This window comes from Streptomyces spiralis, assembly GCF_014654675.1.
GTDB lineage: Bacteria > Actinomycetota > Actinomycetes > Streptomycetales > Streptomycetaceae > Streptomyces > Streptomyces spiralis.
In genome coordinates, this window is sequence record NZ_BNBC01000009.1 from 62,838 (window position 1) to 82,220 (window position 19,383).

A 19,383-nucleotide genomic window follows, 5' to 3' on the forward strand; every position below is an offset into this window, starting at 1 on the left:
GCTTCGCACACCCTGCGTAGCGTCGCCTTCACTCAGCCGACACACCAGGTGGGAGGGGAACGACGGTGCCCGGAATCGACGAGTGCCTGCTGGAGGCCATGCGACTGCCCGGCGCGCGAGGCGCCGCGCTGGTCGACTGGACCAGCGGGCTGGCCCTGGGCACCGTCGGGGAGGCCCCGGGCGGCGACCACGAGACCACCGCGGCCGAGGCCGCCGAGCTGGCCCGGCTGGCCGCGGAGCACGGGGCGTTCGCCGCCGACGACCCCGACGGCGAGCGCCCTCCGGTCGAGGACCTGATCGTCAGCAACCGGGACAGCTACCACCTGCTGCGGTTCGTGGAGACGACCTTCGACAGCAGTGTGTTCCTGCACCTGTGGCTGACCCGTGCGGAGGGCAACCTCGCGCTGGCCCGGATACGCCTGGGCGAGATGGCCGAGCGGCTGGTGCTGGGATGACCGTGGTCGACACCACTCCCCCGCCCCGGCTGCCGGTGCGCGACCGGACGGCCGCCGCCGAGCGGGCCTGGGGCGGCCTGTCGCCGATGCTGACCCGGCTCGCCGCCGAGCGGGCCAGCGGCGTCCTCGTCCGCGAGCTCGGCACGCTCTACCTCAGCGAGGGCCGCGTGGTGCACGCCGAAAGCCCGCTGGCCCCGGGCCTGGACACCCTCCTCACCGCGCACGGCACGCTCACGGCCGAGGCCTGGCGGGACGCCGTCTCCCGGGCCGACGAGCGCAGCGGCGCCGCGCACCTGCTGCTGGCCGGTGGCCATCTGGCCGAGGGCGCGCTGCAACTGTGCCATCTGGGCGCCCTCTACGACGCCGCCTACTTCGCGCTCGCCCCGAGCAGCGCACCGGGCCGTTTCCGCTACGGCGTCACCCACCGGCTCGGCCCCGTCCTGCCGGTCCCGGTCGCCGCCCTGGAGCGCGAGACCCTGCGCCGACGCGATCTGCTGCGCCGCATCTGGCCCGACCCACGGGCGGACAGCGCCCCACTGGCGCGGACGCGCACCACCGCGGCGCCGAAGCTCACCGCCCGCCAGCAAGCCCTGCTGGAGCGGATCGACGGCACCCGCACGGCCGCCGAACTGGCCCGGGAGCTGGGCCGGCAGGCGTTCCACACCCTGGCGGACGTACGGCGCCTGGCGTCCGCCGGCCTCGTGGCTCCGCGCCCGCCGGAGGCCACCACCGGGCCGGTGGCGACGGACGACGGACCGGCAGCGACCGACGAGGGTCGGGCGGCCACGGACGACGGACCGACAACGGCCGACGAGCGGCCGGCCGCGGAGGGCACCGGACCGGCGGTGTCCGGCGCCGGGCCGCCGCCCGGCATCACCGAGCGGATCGCGTGCACCACCGACCCCCACATCACGCTGCTGAAGAGGCTCAGGGATGCGCTGGAGGCCCTTTGAAAGGAGACACCGGATGGCGGCCGAGCCCGAGATCCTGGACGAACTGCGCCGGCTGAGAGCCCGCGTCCCCCAGCTCACCGGCGTCCTCGCCGCGAGCACCGACGGCCTCGTCCTGGCCCACGACACCCCGGGCGTCGAACCGGAGGGCGTGGCGGCGCTGACCGCGACCGCGCTCGGCGTCGCCGTACGCATGGCGGACGTGACCGGCCGCGGCGAGCTGCGCGAACTGCTGATGCGCGGCGTCGACGGCTATGTCGCCACCTATGCGGCGGGCCGCACCGCCGTGCTGACGCTGCTCGCCCAGGACCGCGTCAACGTCGGCCGCCTCCACCTGGAGGGACGCAGGGCCGGAGCCCGCATCGGGGAACTGGTCGACGCCGAGGCGGCGGCCCGGGGCCTCGGACGGGTGACACCGGCGAAGGCCACGAAGCCGGCCCCGGAGGCCGGCAGCACCGCCCCACGGACCAGAACCACGCGCGTACCACGCGCCACGGGCGCCAACACGCCTACCACCACCGAAAGTTAACGAACAAGGAGACCGGCCATGGCCAACACCGAGACCTGCCTGAAGGAAGCCCTCGCCTCCATCGAGGGCGCGACCGGAGTCGCCCTCGTCGACTACACCAGCGGCATGGCGCTGGGCACGATGGGCGGCGGCAAGACCTTCGACCTGAACGTGGCCGCCGCCGGCAACACCGACGTCGTACGGGCCAAGATGCGCACCATGGAGCACCTCGGCCTCAAGGGGCAGATCGAGGACATCCTGATCACCCTCAACGACCAGTACCACCTGATCCGGCTGGTGGGCGGCCGCGGCGGCAACGGCCTCTTCCTCTACCTCGTGCTGGACAACAAGCGGGCCAACCTGGCGATGGCCCGCCACCAGCTGAAGAGGATCGAGGAGGACCTGGAGGTCTGATCAGACGAGCGCCGCGGTGCGGCGGCGCGCCCCGCCCGGGGCCGCGTCGCCCGCCGCGATGCCGGTGCTGCGGTAGCCCTTGACCGCCGGGCCCGTGGGGCGCCCGCCGTACCTGCCGAGCCAGTCCACCCGCACCCACAGCAGCACGTCGTCGGCCCGCTCGCGCCGCCCGAGCCAGGCGGCCTTCAACCGCAGCCCGGTCCCGGCACCGGCCAGCAGCATCCCGCCGGCCGCCGGCACGGCGAACGAGCTGCCCAGCGCGGCCAGGAAGGCCAGCAGCAGCCACCAGCGGTGTCCCCGCCGCCAGGCGCGGGCACTGACCGCCCGGTCCTGGAGCACGTCGTGCCGTCCGGCTCGGCTCGCGGCACGGGCGAGGGCGGTGTAGCGGCGGCGCCGGGTGCAGGCGACGACGGCCGCGCTCACCAGGAACAGCGCGGCGCCCGCCGACACACCGATCCGACGCCCGGTCAGTCCCGGCCACGCCGACCCGGCCCCCGCCGCGACCACCCCGAGCCACCACAGCGGCGCCGCCCCGGCCCGTACGACGACGGCCACACGGGCCAGCCCCTGTCCTCCGCGCCCCTCGCGCCCTCCGCGTGCCACCTGCTGCCTCCTTCGCGCCCCGGCACACCTTCGTTCGGGCGGGCAGGCTAGCGAGCCTTCGTGAGACGAATCTGAGAGCGACGGACCGCGGATCCGAGAACGACGGGCCGCGGGTCCGGGAACGCGACGGGCCACGGGCGGCCGGGTGCCGCCGCCGGTTCAGTCCACGAACAGCCCGCGCGCCGCCGCCCGTGAGTCGAACTCCTCCAGCCGCGCCTGCGCGTCCGGCAGATCGTCGCAGATGGCCTCCAGGAGCACCCGCCCGAGCAGCATCGGCGCGCACGCGGTGTCGAAGGCGAGCCCGGTGCCGACGGCCGCCGGCAGCAGCAGGTCGGAGTACTTCGCGACCGGCGCGAAGGCCGAGTCCGCGACCGTGACGACGGTCAGCCCCGCGTCCTTGGCGTAGGCGAGGGTGTCGACCACCTCGCGCGGATGCCGCGGCAGCGCGAAGCACAGCAGCGCCGACGCGCCCGCCCGTACGGCGCCGTCGACACGGTCCTGGATCATCGTGCCGCCCTCGTCGAGCAGCCGTACGTCCGGGTGGACCTTGCCGGCGAAGTAGGCGAAGCCGTAGGCCTGGGAGGCCGCGGCCCGCAGGCCCAGGACCGGCAGCGGACGCGAGGCGGCGAGGATCCGGCCCGCCTGCCGCACCGGCCCCGGATCGGCCAGCGCCTCCGCCAGGTGGCGCAGGTTCTCGATCTCGGCCTCGACGGCCTGCTGGTACTCGTTGTGCGACGCAGGCTCGGCGGCCGGCTCGGCCGGCGCGACCTCGCGCAGGTGCCGGCGCAGCGCCGGGTAGCCGTCGAAGCCCAGGGCGACCGCGAACCGCGTCACCGACGGCTGGCTGACCCCGGCCAGCTCGGCCAGCTCGACGCTCGACAGGAACGGCACGTCGCCGGCCCGCCGGACCATGCTGTGCGCGATGCGCCGCTGGGTCGGCGTGAGCCGGTGCCCCTCGAAGAGCGCCTGCAGCCGTGCCGCAGGGCTGTCGGTCCCGCTCATGACGTGCTCCCCCTCCAGAAGTCGTCGACGACCCGGGAGAGTACTCCCCGACCAGTTCCTATTCAGATACCAAGAACTCTGCATGAGGTCATACAGGCCGGGCAAGGGATCGACCAAGCGCAGCGGATCGCGCACGTGTCGCGACCGGCGGTGTGCTACTCGTGGACGCAGCCACCGCCGTCGGCGCGCGCCGCACCGCAGCCGCACCCAGGCGCCGCCGACGGCGGGCGGCCTTCCCCCGCAGGGCGGGCGGCCTTCCCCCGCAGAAGTCGGGGGCTAGCCCCAGTGCGGGCGGCGGCCCGGCTCCCTAGCCTGGTCGGCATGAGCGGAATGGACGCGCGTGACACCGACCTGAAGAAGGAACTCAACGCCACCCTGCAGGCCCGCAGGGAACTGGGCGAGGACTACGAGTCCGCGCTGGTCGACTCGTTCCTGGAGAAGGTGGACCAGCGCATCGACGGCGCCGTCGACCGCCGTGTCCGCCGGCAGCTCGCCGAGCAGCAGATGACGGTGGCCCGCGACGCCCGTTCGCCGAAGGCCACCGACTCCTGGGGCGAGCGCTTCGGCTTCGGCATCGTCTCGCTGGTGCTGGCCGTACCGCTCTCCGCGATCGGCGGCGGCGTGGCCCACCTGCCCGGTCTCATCGCCGCCTGGGCCGGCATCGTCGGCGTCAACGTCGTCCAGGCCGCCCGCACCAACCCCGGCCTCTTCGGCAGCCGCCGCGCCAGGCCCGCCCAGGACGACCGCTGGGAGGACTGACACGACGGACACGGATGTGCGCGGGGACCGCCGCACCCCCATCACTGGGGGGCGGGACGACGGCGGTCCCCGCGGGGGACGCGGGCCGGGTCAGGACCGGGCTTGCGCGTCCATGGCGTCCAAGGAGGCCCGGGAGCCGCTCCGGAGGTCCGGGACGCCGTACGACGCCGGCCTGGAGGGGAGCCGCTCCCTCCCGCCGACACCCATAATCTGCCTGACCCGTGTTAAGCGGGTACTGCGTGCATGTGACACGCTCGTACCACTTTCGCGACTCCCTCTCAGCCGCGGGTCACCGCCCGTTCTCCGTCACTGCTTCCCGGTCTTGGCCAGGAACGCCAGCAGGTCCTGCCGGCTGACCACGCCGGTGGGCTTGCCCTCCTCCAGCACGATCGCCGCGTCCGCCGCGCCGAGCACCGACATGAGGTCGGCGACCGGCTCGCCGGAACCGACCTGCGGCAGCGGCGCGCACATGTGCTTCTCCAGCGGGTCCTCCAGCGAGGCGCGCTTGGTGAACAGGGCGTCCAGCAGTTCCCGCTCGACGACGGAGCCCACCACCTCGGCGGCCATGACGTCGGGGTGACCGGCGCCCGGCTTCACGATCGGCATCTGCGAGACGCCGTACTCGCGCAGCACCTCGATGGCCTGGCCGACGGTCTCGTCCGGGTGCATGTGGACGAGGGAGGGGATGCCGCCCTCCTTGTGGCGCAGCACGTCGCCGACGCGGGCGCTCGGTCCCTCGTCCTCCAGGAAGCCGTAGTCGGCCATCCACTCGTCGTTGAAGATCTTGCTGAGGTATCCGCGTCCGCTGTCCGGGAGCAGGACGACCACCACGTCGTCCGGGCCGAGACGCTCGGCGACGCGCAGGGCCGCGACGACCGCCATGCCGCAGGAGCCGCCGACCAGCAGGCCCTCCTCCTTGGCCAGACGGCGGGTCATCTGGAAGGAGTCCTTGTCGGAGACGGCGACGATCTCGTCGGCGACGGTGCGGTCGTAGGCGGTGGGCCAGAAGTCCTCGCCGACGCCCTCGACGAGGTACGGCCGCCCGGAGCCGCCGGAGTAGACCGAGCCCTCGGGGTCGGCGCCGACGACCTGGACCTTGCCGTCGCTGACGTCCTTCAGGTAGCGGCCGGTGCCGGAGATGGTGCCGCCGGTGCCGACGCCCGCCACGAAGTGGGTGATCCTCCCCTCGGTCTGCTCCCACAGCTCGGGGCCGGTGGAGTGGTAGTGGGAGAGCGGGTTGTTGGGGTTGGAGTACTGGTCGGGCTTCCAGGCTCCCGGGGTCTCACGGACCAGCCGGTCGGAGACGTTGTAGTAGGAGTCCGGGTGCTCCGGTGCCACGGCCGTCGGGCACACCACGACTTCCGCCCCGTACGCGCGCAGCACGTTGATCTTGTCGGTGGAGACCTTGTCCGGGCAGACGAAGATGCACTTGTAGCCCTTCTGCTGGGCCACGATGGCCAGGCCGACGCCGGTGTTCCCGCTGGTCGGCTCGACGATCGTGCCGCCCGGCTTCAGCTCCCCGCTCTGCTCGGCCGCCTCGATCATCCGCAGGGCGATGCGGTCCTTCACGGAACCGCCGGGGTTGAAGTACTCGACCTTGGCCAGGACGGTCGCCCTGATGCCCTTGGTGACACTGTTGAGCCTCACCAGCGGCGTGTTGCCGACGAGGCTGATCATCGAGTCGTGGAATCGCACCGTTGTCTCCGGTTGCTGCACAAAGTGGTCGTGGTGGTGCCGCCAGCCTAAGGCCAGGGGTGGGCGCGGAGCGCCGTTCACTCTTCGTCGCGATTGGATGACGGTCGGTACGGGGCAAGGAGTGGATGTACGGCTCTGCGGGAGGTGGCGGCCAGCATGACGAGCATGTCGAGGGCGAGGGTGGCCCGGCGGATCGCGGCCGGCGCCGCGTACGGCGGCGGCGGGCTCGGCCTGGCCGGCGCGGCGGCCATGGGGCTGCTGCTGGCCGAGGTGCAGCTGGCCAAGCGCCATGTGGGCAACGGCACGGACAACCACGTACCGGTCGCGGACGGGCTCTACGGCCATGTCTACGACGCCCCGGGCGACCCCCCGCTGAGGCTGACCATGCTCGGCGACTCCACGGCCGCGGGGCAGGGCGTCCACCGCTCCGGGCAGACGCCGGGCGCGCTGCTGGCGTCGGGCCTGGCGGCGGTGGCCGAGCAGCCGGTGCTGCTGCGCAACGTCGCGGTGCCCGGCGCCCGGTCGGACGACCTGGACCGCCAGGTGGCCCTGGTCACGGCCGATCCGGCGCAGGTCCCCGACGTCTGCGTGATCATGATCGGCGCGAACGACGTCACCCACCGGATGCCCCCGACCCAGTCGGTGCGTCACCTGTCGGCGGCGGTACGGCGGCTGCGCACCGCCGGCGCCGAGGTGGTGGTCGGCACCTGCCCCGACCTGGGCACGATCGAGCCGGTGCAGCAGCCGCTGCGCTGGCTGGCCCGCCGGGCCTCCCGGCAGCTGGCGGCGGCGCAGACGATCGGGGTGGTGGAGCAGGGGGGCCGCACCGTGTCGCTGGGCGATCTGCTGGGCCCGGAGTTCGAGGCGAATCCCCGGGAGCTGTTCGGCCCGGACAACTACCACCCCTCGGCCGAGGGGTACGCCACGGCGGCGATGGCGGTGCTGCCGACGGTGTGCGCGGTGCTGGGACTGTGGCCGGCGGAGGAGGAGCGGCCGGACGTGTCGCGGCGCGAGGGGTTCCTGCCGGTGGCCCGGGCGGCGGCGGAGGCCGCGTCGGAGGCGGGCACGGAGGTCACCGCCGCGATGCCGACGGGACCGCGGGGGCCGTGGGCCCTGCTCAAGCGGCGCCGGCGGCGCCGGGTCACGGAACCGGACCCCGCGCCGGTCCAGGCCCCGACCTGATCTCACGACCCAGGGAGAAAGCAAGCGCTTAGAAAGTTGCGGCGAGGATCACACCGTCGTTCCCGTGACCCGGGCCATACGTACGGGTAACTTCCCAGAGAGCCCCGCCCCCTCATACCTCGCATGCCACTGGAGCCGTGATGCCCGAAGCCGTCATCGTCTCGACCGCCCGCTCCCCCATCGGCCGCGCTTTCAAGGGCTCCCTCAAGGACCTGCGCCCGGACGACCTGACCGCCACGATCATCCAGGCGGCACTGGCGAAGGTCCCCGAGCTGGACCCGAGGGACATCGACGACCTGATGCTCGGCTGCGGCCTGCCCGGCGGCGAGCAGGGCAACAACCTCGGCCGGATCGTCGCCGTACAGATGGGAATGGACCACCTGCCCGGCTGTACGGTCACCCGCTACTGCTCCTCCTCGCTGCAGACCTCCCGCATGGCCCTGCACGCCATCAAGGCCGGAGAGGGCGACGTCTTCATCTCGGCCGGCGTCGAGACGGTCTCCCGCTTCACCAAGGGCAACTCCGACAGCCTCCCGGACACGCACAACCCGCTGTTCGCCGAGGCCGAGGCGCGCACCGCGGCCGTCGCCCAGCAGGAGGGCACCACCTGGCACGACCCGCGCGAGGACGGCCTCGTCCCCGACGCCTACATCGCGATGGGCCAGACGGCCGAGAACCTGGCCCGCTGGAAGGGCGTCACCCGCCAGGAGATGGACGAGTTCGGCGTCCGCTCGCAGAACTTGGCCGAGGAGGCCATCAAGAACGGCTTCTGGGAGCGGGAGATCACCCCGGTGACCCTCCCGGACGGCACGGTCGTCAGCAAGGACGACGGCCCGCGCGCGGGCGTCACCCTGGAGGGCGTCCAGGGCCTCAAGCCCGTCTTCCGCCCCGACGGCCTGGTCACCGCCGGCAACTGCTGCCCGCTCAACGACGGCGCCGCCGCGGTCGTGATCATGTCCGACACCAAGGCCCGCGAGCTGGGCCTGACCCCGCTCGCCCGAATCGTCTCCACCGGCGTCTCCGGCCTCTCCCCGGAGATCATGGGCCTCGGCCCGGTCGAGGCGAGCAAGCAGGCCCTCAAGCGCGCCGGGCTGACCATCGACGACATCGACCTGGTGGAGATCAACGAGGCGTTCGCCGCCCAGGTGATCCCCTCCTACCGCGACCTCGGCATCGACATCGACAAGCTGAACGTCAACGGCGGCGCCATCGCGGTCGGCCACCCCTTCGGCATGACCGGCGCGCGCATCACCGGCACGCTGATCAACTCCCTCCAGTGGCACGACAAGCAGTTCGGCCTGGAGACGATGTGCGTCGGCGGCGGCCAGGGCATGGCGATGGTCATCGAGCGCCTGAGCTGATCATCCGGCCGTCCCGGACGGCCGCTTGAGGGACCGTCAGTGCCCGCCATAGCACCCAGCGTGAGCGAACGGCCCGGAATCCAAGAAACTCCCGGATTCCGGGCCGTTCTGTGATCCAATCTCCCCCAGAGTGTGACCTATCTCCCTCGGGAAGGAGATCTCCGCAGGTCAGCAGCGTCACGCCAGGCAACTCGAGCGCCGCACAAGCCGCATTCATGCCCGTTTCGTGACGTTACGCACTGACAGCTGGATAGTCCGCCCTTCAAGCTGATGTAGGAAGTCGGGGGTCGACCTTGAACCCAGGAGTACGTCAGTGAGCGCCATGCCGATCGCCCTGCTGCTCACCACGGCCGCCACCGGCGCCGTGGGCGTCGCCGTCCTGCGCACCCTCTTCGCGCTGCGCCGCCAGGTCACGGCTCTGCAGAACCAGCTCGCCGAGAACCACGCCGCCACGGCGCGGGCGCTGCTGCCCGCCGCCCGCGGCCAGGCGGACGCCGAGCAGATACGCGCCGCCGTGATCCAGGCGCTGACGGAGGAGCGGGAGCGGGAGCTGGCCGAGGCGCGGGCCTTCTGGGCCGCCCAGGAGGCGCGGGACGCCGCCGACGCGCCCTCCCTGCTGGGGCTGCCCGACAGCGAGCTGTTCCTGCCCCGTCAGGCAGACTTCGCGGGTTTCGACCATCTGGAGCCGGTCGCCGAGACCGGAGCCGACGCCGACGAGCTCTCCGGCCTCCCCGGCAGGGACTCCGCCCAGGGCGGTACGTCCGGCGAGTCCGCCGAGCTGGCCGCGGCCCGCCGCCGCCACCCCTCGCACCCGGACTTCACCCCGCATCCGTCCCCGGTCGTGGGCGACCACGAGCGCACGGTCGCCACGCTGGAGGAGCTGGCGACCTCCCGCGTGGAGCTGGCCGACGTCCGCCCGGGCCCGCTGGGCACCCTCGACGTCTACGTCTTCGCCGACGGCACGACCCTGTGCATGACCCCGGGCCACCGCGAGACCGCCGAACGCCTGGCCGAGGCCCTGCGCGCGGGCCGGTCCCCCGTCCTGCTGGGCGGCTCGGGCATCTCCGGCGCCTACACCCTGACCTTCTCCTGCGGCGAGGAGAACGTGTACATCCTGGCGGACCGGGTCATCGCCTCGCTGTAGCGACCGGCGCGGCGGTGCGCCGCGCCGGACCGCCGGCCGCTGCGACGGTGCGTGGCGGCCGGAACTCACACGGGGTCACACACCCGCGCCCCGTCACACGCCCGCGCGTTTCTGGGCCTCCTCCACCAGCCGGACGGCCTCCTGGACCTCGGCCTCGCTCTGGAGTACGAGCGCCAGGTCGTGTCCGGCGACGGTGATCTGGTCCGCGGCCGCGAACATCCCGGCGTCGGGCATCTCCCGCGGCTCCGCCGAGGGGTCCTCCAGCAGTTGTGCCCGCCGGGCCAACTCCCTTGCCAGCGCGAGCGCTTCGGCGGCCGCGGCCCGCTGCAGCCGGCTCTGCGGCGCCGCCCTCAGTCGGTCGGCGAAGTGATCCACTGCCCGGGTCAGAGATGTCGTGTCAACCACGCCGCGAGACTACGCGCCGTACGAGGACTGTTGCCAATACGCGAACGCTCAGGCACGGTGACGTGAAGGACCGGCTTCATCGAACGCGTCCGGAGGCGCCGATGTCCCAAGTCTTCTCCGAAGAGACCCATCGCAACCTGCTCGCCCGCATCCCCCAGTGCACCGGTCGTGAAGTCGCCGACTGGTTGCGCACCGTCGAAGAAGGCCCGGCACTCTGCTTCGAGGAGAGGCTCAGCTGGCTCCGCCACGAGCACAACCTCGCGTACGGCCACGCCAAGGCGATCATCCACGAGTACGACCTGAGGAGGGCCGCGCGCAAACTGCTCTAGGCGCGCCGCGGCGCACCGGCAGACGACGAAGGGCCCCGGCGGGAACCGGGGCCCTTCGTCATGCGGACGACCGCTGCGGACGACCGCCGGCGGTCGTTGCCGTGGCCGCTAGTCGTTGCTGTTGAGGATCGCGATGAGCCGCAGGAACTCCATGTAGATCCACACCAGCGTCACGGTGAGGCCGAAGGCCGCGAGCCAGGCCTCCTCGCGCGGCGCGCCGTAGGCGATGCCGTCCTCGACCTGCTTGAAGTCCAGGGCGAGGAAGCAGGCGCCGAGGATGACGCCGATGACACCGAACATGATGCCGAGCCCGCCGCTGCGGAAGCCGAGGCCGTCGCCGCCGCCGATCGCGGCGAACAGCAGGTTCACCACCATCAGCAGCAGGAAGCCGAGCGTGGCCGCCATCACGAAGCCGGCGAACCGCCGGTTGACGCGGATCCAGCCCGCCTTGTACGCGACCAGCACGGCGGCGAAGGTCGCCATCGTGCCGATCACGGCCTGCATGGCCGCGCCGTTCGCGATGTGGGTGTCCACGATGTTGGAGACGACGCCGAGGAACACGCCCTCGAACGCGGCGTAGGACAGGATCAGCGCGGGCGAGGCCTTGCGCTTGAAGGACTGCACGAAGGCCAGCACCATGCCGATCAGCGCGGCACCGATGCCGATGCCGTACGACCGGCTGATCTGCGCCTCGTCGACCGGCAGCAGCGCCCAGGCGAGCGCGGCCGTGACGACCAGGGTGCCGAGCGTGGACGCGGTGCGCACGACGACGTCGTCCATCGTCATGCGGCCGGTGGTGGCCGGGGCCTGCGGCGGCGCGCCGTACTGCAGGTCCTGCTGAGCGTAAGGATTCTGCGCGTAGGGGTTGCCGCTCGGCTGGGCGTACGGATTGCCCTGCGCGTACGGATTGCCCTGCGTGCCGACAGCGGGGCCCCCGGCCTGCGGCGCGGTGTTGAAGCCCGCGTAGCCGTTGTCGCGGCTGAATCCCCGTCGCGAGAAGACCGGGTTTCTGCTCCTCATCTCACTCCTCCATGGCCGACACGAAGCGACCTTGGCTCAAGAGTAATGGAACGGCAAAGGATCGACCCTAATACCTGGGAAGGATCTTTCCCTCGTCCTGCTGCGGAACACGCTACGCGGGCAGGTGATTCCCGGCGACGGGCGGGCCCATTCATGACCAACCTGCGACATGGCTGGAATCAGCCGGAGATCCCGAGGGACCAGAAGCACTCCGTCAGCCGATCGGGAAGCCGGTGTAGCCCTCGGCGAGGTCCGTCTCGGCCGCCCGGCAGGAGGCGATCCGGTCCAGGCGTGCCAGTTGCAGCCGCTCCTCGAAGGGGGTGGCTTCCGGGTGACGGTGCAGCATCGTCGTCATGTCGTAGCTGAACCGCTCGGCCTGCCAGACCCGTCGCAGACAGGTCGCCGAGTAGGCGTCCAGCAGCTCGGTGGACCCCGTCTCCTGCCGGTGCGTCAGGGCCCGCGCGAAGGTGACGACGTCGCCGACGGCGAGGTTCAGGCCCTTGGCGCCGGTGGGCGGCACGATGTGGGCGGCGTCACCGGCGAGGAAGAGCCGGCCGTGACGCATGGGCTCGTGGACGTAGGAGCGCATGGGGGTGACGGACTTCTGGGTGATCGGTCCGCGCCGCAGCGTCCAGTCGTCGTCCGTCTCCAGCCGCCGCTCGAGTTCGTCCCAGATCTCTTCGTCGGACCACGTCTCCGCGTCGGTGTCGGCGGGGACCTGGAGGTAGAGGCGGGAGACGGAGGGGGACCGCATGGACAGCAGGGCGAAGCCGCGGTCGTGGCGGGCGTAGACCAGCTCGTCGTGGGAGGGGGCGACGTCGGCGAGGATCCCCAGCCAGCCGAAGGGGTACGTCCGTTCGAACACGCGGGAGAGCCCGGCGGGGACGGCCTTCCGCGCCACACCCCAGAAGCCGTCGCAGCCGACGACGTAGTCGCACTCCAGGACGTCCTCGCGCCCGCCGTGGCGGAACCGGACGGCCGGGCGGTCGCTCTCCGCGCCCTCCACGGCCAGCGCCTCCGCCTCGAACAGCAGCGGTCCGCCCTCCTTGAGCTGGAGGGCTATGAGGTCCTTGCAGACCTCCGTCTGGGCGTAGACCATCACGGACCGCCCACGGGTCAGCCGGGGGAAGTCCACCCGGTGCCGGCGACGGTCGAACCGCAGCTCGATCCCGTCGTGCCGCAGCCCCCGGCGGTCCATCCGCTCCCCGGCACCGGCCGCGCGCAGCACGTCGACCGTGCCCTGCTCCAGGATTCCGGCCCGCTGCCGCTGCTCGACGTAGGCGCGGTCACGGCTCTCCAGGACGACCGAGTCGATTCCGGCGTTGTGGAGCAGCCGGGCGAGCAGCAGGCCGGCCGGGCCGGCTCCGATGATGCCGACGGTGGTGCGCATCGGTCGTTCCCTTCGGGTGGGCGTCGTTGCCGCGTTCGCGTGGTGAAGTTTTATTCACCGATTTCGCCTCGCCTGAGTCTCCGCCCGCACCCAGCCGATGTCAATGGTTCTCGTCCCCACACGGCGACGGCCGGCCGCCGGATCCGCGTTCACGGTCGCGGATCCGGCGGTCGGCCCAGGGGGACGACCGCGACGACTACGGCGCGGTCAGTGACCCGGCCAGCCGTCCAGGTGGCGGTGCAGGGTCACGGCGGGCGGCGCCTCGCCCTTCGGGGCATCGGCGACCGCGTCGTGCAGGACGGTGCCGACCTCGGTCGCCAGGCCGTCGACCCGCGACCTCAGTTCGGCGGCGGGGAGCGAGGAACGGGTCAGCACGTCGAGCCGGCGGTGGATGTCGTCGAGCTTGCGCCGGGTGGCGGCGTCGAAGGTGATCGGGGTGGGCGTGGAGACGACGAACTGGTAGGCGCCGGCCAGGGTCTGACAGCCCGTGCACTTCTTGTTGGCGGCGTCACTGAGGTTCACCGCGTTCAGGTGCGTGCGCTCGCCGGCGAACGTGACGATCTGGAAGGACAGCGCCACGGAACGGCACGCGTCGTCGGCCGAGCAGCCGACGGAGACGGCGTTGGCCTGGTTGCGCACGGCGGCGGCGTTCACCGTGCCGTACTGGCGCACGGTGAACGAGTCCCTGGCCTGTGTGTGGTGCACCCGGTCGGCGTGACTGAACACGGCGTCGGAGGCGACGGCGGCATGCGGCGCGGCGGTCGCCGCCTGCGCCGGCACGGCGGTCGCCACCCCGGCGACCCCGGCGGCGAACAGCCCTATCCGCACGGCTCGCTGAGTAAGGGGACGACTGGAGGAACGCGGCTTGCGATGACTGCTCATGGGCTCTCCTGCGGTGAATTGAGAAAGTGGCGTTGCATGTGCGGCCCGGTGGGGGTGGCCGTCCGGTGGGTGCGCCTGCCCGCGAGTGCGGGGTGCCTCTCCCGCGCTCGAACGCGCTCGCGCGGGGGCACCCCCATCGCCCACCCGTGCCGCCCTGGGCGGCGCCTCCCAGGCGTCAGGCACTGGGGGAGGCACGACTGCCCGCAGTTGGGTCGCGCGGCGGCGCGTGAGTCAGGGCGAGGCAGCAACAGGACTGGCGGACCCGCTGCCGGACGGCGGCGGCACCGCGGACGTGCTCTCGCTCGGCACGGCCGACACGCTCTCGGACGCCGTGGGCGAAACCTCCGGCGCCGATCCCCCGGCCGACACGGACGGCGCCGGCTCCCCCGCCGTCCCCTCGCCGCTGGGCACCTCCCGACGCGTGGCACTCGGCTCCACGGAGCCCGCACCCGACTCCGAGGCGGAGGCGGCCGCACTGCCCGACGCCGACGCCGACGGCCCGTCACTGGGCCCCGTCGTACCGGCGGATGCCGTCCCCGCCGTCCCCGACGGCACCGCGGAGGCCCCGCCGGACGGATCGCCCGACGACGGCCCTCCCGGTGTCGAGGCGTGCCGCGGCTGCGGCTCCTGCGTGGACACCCCGGGCTGGAGGATCGGCGCGATCGGCGGTTTCTTCGGCAGCGGCTGCGGTGTCATCCCGGACACCCAGGCATAGCCGAGCCCGCCGAGCCCGGCCAGCGTGAGCGCGCACACCGCCAGCCGCAGCACCGGCCGCCCCGCCGTGGCCCGCTTCGCGGCGCGGAAGAGCCGCCCGCCGAGCTTCACGGAGAGATAGACGACGCCGGCCATCGGGCACAGCAGCATGACGCAGCCGATGAGGCCGACCAGGCCCTCGACGATGCGCCCGTCGACGAACGCCGAGCCGGTGCCGACGATCTGCTCGGTCAGCGACCGGATCATGGTCGTGATGATCCGCGGCAGGTTCCACAGGGCGTAGCCGAGTTCGCCGACGATCAGCGGGACCATCGTCAGCACCCAGGTGGCGACGATGGTGCGCGCCGACTTCTTCAGCCCGGCGACCTCCTTGCGGGCGGCCCGGCCCCTCCTGCCCGGCACCAGGCCCAGCAGGATCGGCTTGATCTTGCCGTACAGGTCGGGCACCCCGGCCAGGTCGCCGAGGATGTAGTAGCCGTCGAGGCGGACGGCCGGCATCAGCTGTTCCAGGATCTCGAAGTGGCCGAGGTAGACGGCGGCCAGGAAGAACGGTGCCCCGGTGGCGAAGTACGCCCCGGCCATGGCGAGCATGAAGACGACGTTGAAGTACACCCCGCCCAGGTCGGTGCGGAGCCGTCCGCCCCGGCCGATCCGGTAGACGTCGGTGACGTCGGTGTACATCGACGGCCAGATGAGGAAGAGCCCGCAGCCGATGCAGCCGGGGTGGGCGCCGCCGTATCTGCAGGCGGAGGCGTGGCCGAACTCGTGGAAGACGAGGGAGGCCACGGTGAGCACGAAGACGATGAGGATGAGGACGGGCTGGTCGAGGACCTCCAGGACCGGCTCGATCGCCCCGAAGAAGCCGAACAGCCAGACGTCCATGACGACCGCCGAGGCGAGCACCAGCGCGACCACGGCCGGCCGGTGCAGCCAGGCGAACGTCCGGGCGATCTTCGCCGTACGGCGCTCGTTGAAGATCACCCGGTGGCCCTTGAGGGCGAGCAGGAGATCGGAGCGCGGCGCGTCGACCTCCTCGCTCTCCTGGCCGTCGGGGACCGTCACCCCGAGCGGTTCGAGTTTGTTCTCGACCAGGTAGCGGATGTTCTCGCCGCTGACCTCGCGTCCGAACCGTGCGCTGACGCGGTGGGCGATGGTCTCGGCGTCGCGGACGCCGTCGACGGACGAGGCGACGAGATACAGCAGCCGTGACAGCTGCACGACCTGCCCGTCCCCCCGACGGGCGATGTACTTGGGCTCGGTGAAGCCCGACCCCTGGTACTCGCCGTGCAGCCGCAGTCCCGCGCTCAGGCGTGGGACGAGCGGCGGCGGCTGCTGCTCGACGACCGGCAGGGTGCCCGTCGCCACCTGCTCGTAGGTCACCGGCCAGCCGCCGGGCCCGGGGACCGGGCCCGTGTCGTGCAGTGTCGGCGCCCCGTCTCCGAGCACCGTCATATGTAATCTCCCCCCACGTCGTCCCTCCGGGGGCGGACCGCGTCGTACCCCCCGCGCGGTCCGCCCCCGGTGGCGTCGTCGTCAGCGCCGCTCGGGGCGCTGCAGTGGTGCCGCTACTGCGAGACGTTGATGCTCTGGACGGCCTGCGACTCGGCGGCGGACCACGCGGAGTGGTCGTTGAGCGCGGCGGACTCGTTGTGCGCCGAGATGTTGGCCACGTGCTTGGTGACGTTCACCGACTTGGTGAAGCTGAACTTCAGCCGGCCGAGGGCCTCGCGGCCCGGCAGCAGCTCCGCCGACTCGGTGTCCAGCTCGTGCATGTCCATGCTCATGACGGACGTCCTTTCGATTGCTAAGTGTCTGGGTAGAGGTGGGGCAGGTGTTACTGGCTGACGTTGATGCTCTGGCCGGCGCCGGAGCTGGCCACGGAGCCGAACGAGTGGTCGTTCAGGGCGGCGGACTGGTTGGCGGCCGAGATGTTCGCGACGTGCTTGGTCACGTTCACCGACTTGGTGAAGCTGAACTTCAGGCGGCCGAGGGCCTCGCGGCCCGGCAGCAGCTCCGCGGACTCGGCCTCGAGCTCGTGGGCGTCCATCATGGTCAATTCCCCCTCAGGGATGGGCGTGTCCGGTCGGAGAGAGTCAGGTTCCCCCCGGACTCTGTCCAACTTGGTCGGACGAGCTGTCCAACGAGATTGGACACTAGGGCCTCGTGAAGCACTTGCGCAACCCCGTCCATGAATCCCCCTCTCGGCGGTATGCGCCGACGCCCGTAGAATCGAGCCCCACGTGGAGGGTTCCCACGGGTTTTGCCAGGCGGCGAGCAGGAAGTGACCACCGGTGGCCAACGCACTGCAGCAGTTGATCCGTGAGCGCCTCGACCGCAAGGGCTGGTCCTACGGCGATGTCGCGCGCCGCGGCGGCATTCCCCGCTCCACGGTCCACCACCTGGCCACCGCCGACCGCGTGGTGCGCATGCCCCAGCCGGCCACGCTGGAGGGACTGTCCAAGGGCCTGGAACTTCCGTTGGACACCGTCCGCCGGGCCGCCGCGGAGGCCTGCGGCATCCATGTCTACGGCCCCTCCACCACCCCGGGCGCCGACGGGGAGGCCTCCCGTCCCGCGGATCCCGAGGTCGACCTGCTCATCGCCAGCGTGCAGAAGCTGTCGGCCGACGACCGCCGCCATGTCGCGGCCCTGGTGGAGTCGCTGCTGGACCGCGCCTCACGGGAGAACTGAGAGCCCGGGGCACGGGCCGGACATCCGGCGCCACCGAACGGACGTTCTCCCGCCAAGTCGGAAAAAGAATTCAGACGAGCCGATACCCATCGAGATCCGCCGCTAGTCTCTCGTCTGCCCGAGGCGCGAAAGCCGCACGACCCCGGGCTCCCAGGGGGGACATGTGTTGTTCGTGCATGGCGGACCGACCACGGCCGTGGTGCGGAATCCCGCCGGAGACGCGATGGTCCTGCTGTCCGGTGAACTGCCCGAGGTGCTCACCGACGAGGCCCTCGCCGAGCTCCTGGACCTGGCCGCCGCGATATTGGACGCGGAGGAGCTGGTCCTGTTCCACACCTGCCTGCGCACCCTGCGCCGCAACGGAATGCGCGCGGGCCGCCGCATCGAGATCGACGGCGCCGTCCTGACGGTCTATGAGGGCTGACCACCCACACCGAAGGCCGAAGGGCACCTCCCCGCCCCCGCGGACAGCGGAACGGCACCTCGCTGCCCGCGGACAGGTGAGGTGCCGTGACGTGGAGGTGCCCGGAACCGGACTTGAACCGGTACGCCCGCGAGGGGCAGCGAGGTTTAAGCTCGCCGTGTCTGCATTCCACCATCCGGGCAGGCCATGGGCTCCGCGCTGAGGTTCCGAGCCTATCGGGAGGCGTCCCCCGAACAGCGGACTGACGGACCTATGTTGTCTTATTTTATTGACTCCTGAGGGTCCATCAGCACTCCTAACCGCCGGTCGGCACCTGCCGACAGCCTTACGGGCCGAGTCCACGCGCGCACGCGGAATGACGGAATTTCACCGTCTGAACAACGCCACTCCACCCGGTCCCGACGTCGCCCTTCCGGGGGAGCGACGTTGACGCGTCTCAGGGACCGGAGTCATCCCCAGGTATGACACGGGCGTGTGCGGTCCGACCCGAGTCGCCCCCCGGAACCGGAGCAGCGGCTGACTCGGCGGGCCCGTCCGGCGACGACGATGGTCACATCTCCGAGAAGCCTGAGCACCCCCGGGCCTCGAGAACCCCAAGACCTCGAGAACCCCTCGATCATCCGTCGTCCCGTCAGGAGCGTTCACCCGTGACCACCTCTTCCATCGCCGGCCGGACCACCGCCGTGGCCGCGCGCGCCACGGATCTGTCGAAGATCTACGGACAGGGCGAGACCCAGGTGGTCGCCCTCGACCGGGTCTCCGTCGACTTCCGGCAGGCCGAGTTCACCGCGATCATGGGCCCCTCCGGGTCCGGCAAGTCCACGCTGATGCACTGCGTGGCGGGCCTGGACACCTTCTCCTCCGGGTCCGTGCGCATCGGCGAGACGGAGCTGGGCTCCCTGAAGGACAAGCAGCTCACCCGGTTGCGCCGGGACAAGATCGGCTTCATCTTCCAGGCGTTCAACCTGCTGCCGACGCTGACGGCCCTGGAGAACATCACGCTCCCCATGGACATCGCGAGCCGCAAGCCGGACAAGCAGTGGCTGGACACGGTGATCGCGATGGTCGGGCTCGCCGACCGGCTGGGGCACCGGCCCTCGCAGCTGTCCGGCGGTCAGCAGCAGCGCGTCGCCGTCGCGCGGGCGCTGGCCTCCCGGCCGGACATCATCTTCGGTGACGAGCCCACCGGAAACCTCGACTCGCGCTCGGGCGCCGAGGTGCTCGGCTTCCTGCGCAACTCCGTGCGCGAACTCGGCCAGACGGTCGTGATGGTGACCCACGACCCGGTGGCGGCGGCGTACGCGGACCGGGTGGTGTTCCTCGCGGACGGCCGGATCGTGGACGAGGTGTACGGCCCGACGGCCGACAGCGTGCTGGACCGCATGCGGAATCTTCCTGGGGGCAGCCCCCAGAGGCCCGGATTCGACGCCAAGGCCCGCACCAGCTGACCTCCCCG

General features: G+C 71.9%; 22 protein-coding genes and 1 tRNA gene. 12 read left to right on the forward strand and 11 right to left on the reverse strand.

Annotated elements, in window-relative coordinates:
* Positions 1 to 65 precede the first annotated feature (65 nt).
* The 4 genes from IE318_RS12145 to IE318_RS12160 are packed head-to-tail and all read left to right on the forward strand — an operon-like array spanning position 66 to position 2,327.
* A complete protein-coding gene (locus tag IE318_RS12145; RefSeq protein ID WP_030164133.1) occupies positions 66 to 455 on the forward strand; it encodes a hypothetical protein in 390 nt (129 codons plus the stop codon).
* Complete coding sequence (locus tag IE318_RS12150) at positions 452 to 1,408, forward strand: hypothetical protein (protein ID WP_189899567.1); 957 nt, start codon at positions 452 to 454, stop codon at positions 1,406 to 1,408. The genes IE318_RS12145 and IE318_RS12150 overlap by 4 nt, the downstream gene beginning before the upstream one ends.
* A gap of 13 nt (positions 1,409 to 1,421) precedes the next feature.
* Positions 1,422 to 1,934, forward strand: a complete 513-nt coding sequence (locus IE318_RS12155) for a roadblock/LC7 domain-containing protein (RefSeq protein WP_189899569.1) — start codon at positions 1,422 to 1,424, stop codon at positions 1,932 to 1,934.
* An 18-nt stretch (positions 1,935 to 1,952) separates the two neighbouring features.
* Complete coding sequence (locus IE318_RS12160) at positions 1,953 to 2,327, forward strand: roadblock/LC7 domain-containing protein (protein ID WP_189899571.1); 375 nt, start codon at positions 1,953 to 1,955, stop codon at positions 2,325 to 2,327.
* On the opposite strand, the gene IE318_RS12165 is transcribed toward IE318_RS12160, so the two are convergent.
* Both IE318_RS12165 and IE318_RS12170 read right to left on the reverse strand, forming a co-directional pair.
* Positions 2,328 to 2,930, reverse strand: a complete 603-nt coding sequence (locus IE318_RS12165; protein ID WP_229903479.1) for a hypothetical protein — start codon at positions 2,928 to 2,930, stop codon at positions 2,328 to 2,330.
* A gap of 159 nt (positions 2,931 to 3,089) precedes the next feature.
* Positions 3,090 to 3,932 (reverse strand): MurR/RpiR family transcriptional regulator, encoded by an 843-nt coding sequence (locus IE318_RS12170; protein WP_030164128.1) that lies wholly within the window; start codon positions 3,930 to 3,932, stop codon positions 3,090 to 3,092.
* 330 nt (positions 3,933 to 4,262) lie between these two features.
* Here IE318_RS12170 and IE318_RS12175 point away from each other — a divergent pair, with 330 nt between their 5' ends.
* Positions 4,263 to 4,691, forward strand: coding sequence for a hypothetical protein (locus IE318_RS12175; protein ID WP_189899769.1), 429 nt, complete (start codon positions 4,263 to 4,265; stop codon positions 4,689 to 4,691).
* A 306-nt stretch (positions 4,692 to 4,997) separates the two neighbouring features.
* Here IE318_RS12175 and IE318_RS12180 read toward each other — a convergent pair whose 3' ends face one another.
* On the reverse strand, positions 4,998 to 6,386 hold the full coding sequence (locus IE318_RS12180) for a cystathionine beta-synthase (protein WP_189899573.1): 1,389 nt from the start codon (positions 6,384 to 6,386) through the stop codon (positions 4,998 to 5,000).
* A gap of 156 nt (positions 6,387 to 6,542) precedes the next feature.
* Here IE318_RS12180 and IE318_RS12185 point away from each other — a divergent pair, with 156 nt between their 5' ends.
* The 3 genes from IE318_RS12185 (at position 6,543) to IE318_RS12195 (ending at position 10,073) form a co-directional block, all read left to right on the forward strand.
* Positions 6,543 to 7,568 (forward strand): SGNH/GDSL hydrolase family protein, encoded by a 1,026-nt coding sequence (locus tag IE318_RS12185; RefSeq protein WP_030164120.1) that lies wholly within the window; start codon positions 6,543 to 6,545, stop codon positions 7,566 to 7,568.
* A 140-nt stretch (positions 7,569 to 7,708) separates the two neighbouring features.
* Positions 7,709 to 8,929 carry an acetyl-CoA C-acetyltransferase gene (locus tag IE318_RS12190; RefSeq protein WP_030164118.1) on the forward strand — a complete coding sequence of 407 codons (1,221 nt, stop codon included), beginning with the start codon at positions 7,709 to 7,711 and terminating at the stop codon, positions 8,927 to 8,929.
* 313 nt (positions 8,930 to 9,242) lie between these two features.
* A complete protein-coding gene (locus IE318_RS12195) occupies positions 9,243 to 10,073 on the forward strand; it encodes a hypothetical protein (RefSeq protein ID WP_189899575.1) in 831 nt (276 codons plus the stop codon).
* 93 nt (positions 10,074 to 10,166) lie between these two features.
* Here the strand turns inward: IE318_RS12195 and IE318_RS12200 are convergent, their stop codons facing one another.
* Positions 10,167 to 10,478, reverse strand: a complete 312-nt coding sequence (locus IE318_RS12200) for a hypothetical protein (RefSeq protein WP_189899577.1) — start codon at positions 10,476 to 10,478, stop codon at positions 10,167 to 10,169.
* Between the two features lie 101 nt (positions 10,479 to 10,579).
* Between IE318_RS12200 and IE318_RS12205 the strand changes: the two genes are divergently transcribed.
* Positions 10,580 to 10,807, forward strand: a complete 228-nt coding sequence (locus tag IE318_RS12205; protein ID WP_030164109.1) for a DUF4287 domain-containing protein — start codon at positions 10,580 to 10,582, stop codon at positions 10,805 to 10,807.
* Between the two features lie 108 nt (positions 10,808 to 10,915).
* Here the strand turns inward: IE318_RS12205 and IE318_RS12210 are convergent, their stop codons facing one another.
* The 6 genes from IE318_RS12210 to IE318_RS12235 form a co-directional block, all read right to left on the reverse strand.
* Positions 10,916 to 11,827, reverse strand: a complete 912-nt coding sequence (locus tag IE318_RS12210; protein WP_030164106.1) for a Bax inhibitor-1/YccA family protein — start codon at positions 11,825 to 11,827, stop codon at positions 10,916 to 10,918.
* Positions 11,828 to 12,041: 214 nt separating this feature from the next.
* Positions 12,042 to 13,217 (reverse strand): 4-hydroxybenzoate 3-monooxygenase, encoded by a 1,176-nt coding sequence (locus IE318_RS12215; RefSeq protein ID WP_189899579.1) that lies wholly within the window; start codon positions 13,215 to 13,217, stop codon positions 12,042 to 12,044.
* 207 nt (positions 13,218 to 13,424) lie between these two features.
* A complete protein-coding gene (locus tag IE318_RS12220; RefSeq protein ID WP_189899581.1) occupies positions 13,425 to 14,099 on the reverse strand; it encodes a hypothetical protein in 675 nt (224 codons plus the stop codon).
* Positions 14,100 to 14,330: 231 nt separating this feature from the next.
* Entirely contained in the window at positions 14,331 to 16,265 is a 1,935-nt protein-coding gene (locus IE318_RS12225; RefSeq protein ID WP_189899583.1) for a zinc metalloprotease, read from the reverse strand.
* Positions 16,266 to 16,378: 113 nt separating this feature from the next.
* On the reverse strand, positions 16,379 to 16,597 hold the full coding sequence (locus IE318_RS12230) for a hypothetical protein (RefSeq protein ID WP_189899585.1): 219 nt from the start codon (positions 16,595 to 16,597) through the stop codon (positions 16,379 to 16,381).
* 50 nt (positions 16,598 to 16,647) lie between these two features.
* Positions 16,648 to 16,863, reverse strand: coding sequence for a hypothetical protein (locus tag IE318_RS12235; RefSeq protein ID WP_030164090.1), 216 nt, complete (start codon positions 16,861 to 16,863; stop codon positions 16,648 to 16,650).
* Between the two features lie 241 nt (positions 16,864 to 17,104).
* On the opposite strand from IE318_RS12235, the gene IE318_RS12240 reads away from it, so the two are divergent.
* Together IE318_RS12240 and IE318_RS12245 are read left to right on the forward strand one after the other, a co-directional pair.
* The gene (locus IE318_RS12240; RefSeq protein ID WP_030164087.1) at positions 17,105 to 17,503 is read left to right on the forward strand and encodes a helix-turn-helix domain-containing protein; all 399 of its coding nucleotides are present in this window, start codon (positions 17,105 to 17,107) and stop codon (positions 17,501 to 17,503) included.
* A 163-nt stretch (positions 17,504 to 17,666) separates the two neighbouring features.
* Entirely contained in the window at positions 17,667 to 17,927 is a 261-nt protein-coding gene (locus tag IE318_RS12245) for a hypothetical protein (RefSeq protein ID WP_229903480.1), read from the forward strand.
* 98 nt (positions 17,928 to 18,025) lie between these two features.
* Here IE318_RS12245 and IE318_RS12250 read toward each other — a convergent pair.
* Positions 18,026 to 18,108: transfer RNA gene (locus IE318_RS12250), tRNA-Leu, on the reverse strand.
* A gap of 466 nt (positions 18,109 to 18,574) precedes the next feature.
* Between IE318_RS12250 and IE318_RS12255 the strand changes: the two genes are divergently transcribed.
* Positions 18,575 to 19,375, forward strand: a complete 801-nt coding sequence (locus tag IE318_RS12255; RefSeq protein ID WP_189899587.1) for an ABC transporter ATP-binding protein — start codon at positions 18,575 to 18,577, stop codon at positions 19,373 to 19,375.
* Positions 19,376 to 19,383 lie beyond the last annotated feature (8 nt).